1 protein-coding gene is annotated in these 2418 nt (G+C 34.9%); it reads right to left on the bottom strand.

The window, feature by feature from the left end; translation table 11 throughout:
• Positions 1 to 704: 704 nt before the first annotated feature.
• On the bottom strand, positions 705 to 2408 hold the full coding sequence (locus B3D47_RS02450; RefSeq protein ID WP_103800682.1) for a T6SS phospholipase effector Tle1-like catalytic domain-containing protein: 1704 nt from the start codon (positions 2406 to 2408) through the stop codon (positions 705 to 707).
• Positions 2409 to 2418: the final 10 nt, after the last annotated feature.

Genomic DNA, 2418 nt, shown 5'->3' with positions numbered 1-2418 from the left:
ACCGGAAGGTGCTGGTGGTCCAAACTATCCAAATATGTAATCTCTCATGAGATATAAATAAACCCGCTTTCGAGCGGGTTTATTTATATAAGTTTTATAATATCCCTTTTAAAGCACTTAAGTATTTTTAGAAAATTCAATTTTATTTTTCTTTATTGGTTGCTTTTAAATACCAGATTGTTTCACCCCAATCACTTTCTAATTTTAGGAAAATATCTCCTTTTATAAAATACTGTGATTCAGACTGATTCGCGGGACTCCACCTTTTAAATAGAATTCACCTCGCTGTTGATATATCGCTGGACCTTCCCAAGCACAGAGTTTCTAATCTTTTGGAACAGTATACTCAAGATATTCACCATTACTATTCCAGCTCACCCTAATGCAAATATATCTCTCCATTCCTTACGACTTTTTAACTTATCAAAATCAGACTTTCTCATCCAAGAGATACCATTATCCAAACTTCCAGGCGCTGGATTCGACTTTCAATTTTTAACATGTTATACATTTAAACACTCATTATTATTTTTTTACTCATCATTGATATAGCCAACTGCGCACGCTGTAAGACCTGTGACATTTAAGATCCTTCACAGAATATTATGTGCGTTATACTTGATCTTGCTGATGGCCGAACTATCTAATATTTAATTTATTGAATAAAGAATTCTCATATACAGATTTTTTATTAACTTTCAAAACTAATTATTCTGAGTTTTTTCAAATTCATTATTTTCATAAGCTATTTGTTCGTGGATAGGCCCTAATTTTTTATCGACTCTTTTACCTTTCCAACTTCGTTTTGATTCATATACCGTTCGTTGTCTAAAGTAACTAAATGGCTCTGCATTATAGATGAAACCATATTTCGAATCGTGTACATAGCTTGAATAAAAATCTACTGCTTCTTGTGAAACATTTTTTTCCCAACTCTGTAATTCCCAATCATCTATATCGACTAAAAACTCATAAGCTTTAGCAAATGGATAAATGATTCTAAATACGTGTTTTATACCTGTTAAATTAGATTGATCAAATGTGGTGAAATTTTTAGCTGCTTTAACTCTTTCAACTTCAGTGGCCATATCAGCAGGACCGGTTGGTAAAGAAAATCCGGCTTCTTCTCGAGCATTTTGACTCACTGAAAGATAAGCTAGATCTTCTTTTGATTTACCTGCTGCTAAATATTGTTGCCGTTGACGATGTAAAGTTCCATAGGCACCATAATGAAGTTTCATATAATTTATAATGTCTTTTTTTACATTACCTGTCGAGGCTCCTACTGCTTTTTGAACGGCTTCAAAAAGTTGCTGGGTTTTATCTTCTATTTGAAATTCATCTTCAAATAAAATAGGATCTTCTTTTTTAAGATTTTCATAATTAAAAATTTTAACACCTGAATTTTCAGCACTTTCAAGCATATCTTTTAAAGGAATACGGGCAAAATTATTACTAATTGTTTGTGAACTTGGCTCATAGCCACCACCCACATCGGAATGCATTCCAGGATAGACTATTTCTTTCCATGTTCTTGGGTTAGCTAATTTACTATCTATACAAATTGAATCTACAGGAAAAGCAAAACGTAATTCATTCCCCGCGACTTGATGCACGCAATTTTTTACTCTCGGATCGACTACTATGTCTCGACCTGTGAAACTGAATTTATTCGACATATTGGTCGCAGGCAAGCCAAAAGATGCAACAGTATCAAATATGCCTAAAAACTGAATTTCCATCGGTGCAGGTTCTGCTTGACCTGAGATTTGATACTTTAGGCTCAAATCCTCAGTTTCAGTTTTCCAAATCATTTCATTAGAAAATACACGTGCCAGCGCAGCCCCGCGTGAGAAACCAAAGATCGATAAATTAACTTTTTTGATTAGACGATGCTCATTCAGCTTCGTCCCCATTTTAACTATTGCTTCATTTTTTCGCGCTTCAACTTGAGGTTTTAGCTTCGCTTCTGCTTGGGCAATTTTTTGTTTGAGGATGTTTTCAAGGCTAATACTGATTTGAGACTCACCATATTTTAACCGTCTTGTACCTCCAATCCCTGTTACCCCGCCTGTAAGCTCATGGTCTTGCACTGTGGCTATTCTTTTTTCGACTTTGTTTAGCTCACCATTAAACGGAGTTCCAACTCCAGAAACATAAATAGGATGATTTAACTTCACTGGCGACTTTGTACGCTCAATTTCGAATAAACTATAAGATTGTGCATTTCGCCATAACTTTGCTGGGTTGGCGAGTTTTCCTTTATCTTGGTCTGCTTCTAAATTGTTTCCTGTCCCATCAAAAAATACAGAAATATTGACTACATCTGCACAATCTTGCTTGGCTTGTGGAGACTGGTTACTAACATCTTGATTGCTATTTTTTATTTTTTGTAACTGAGAAACCATATTCTTACCT

Origin of the sequence: Acinetobacter sp. UBA3461 (assembly GCF_002381195.1) — a bacterium.
In the GTDB taxonomy this organism is placed as follows: Bacteria; Pseudomonadota; Gammaproteobacteria; order Pseudomonadales; family Moraxellaceae; genus Acinetobacter; species Acinetobacter schindleri.
Note: the sequence above shows the minus strand (reverse complement) of the source record. Positions and strands in the feature narration are given on the sequence as shown.

What these genes read in the sequence shown, in the direction of transcription:
- B3D47_RS02450 (WP_103800682.1), bottom strand. Translation starts at nt 2,408, where the DNA reads ATGGTTTCTCAGTTACAAAAAATAAAAAATAGCAATCAAGATGTTAGT.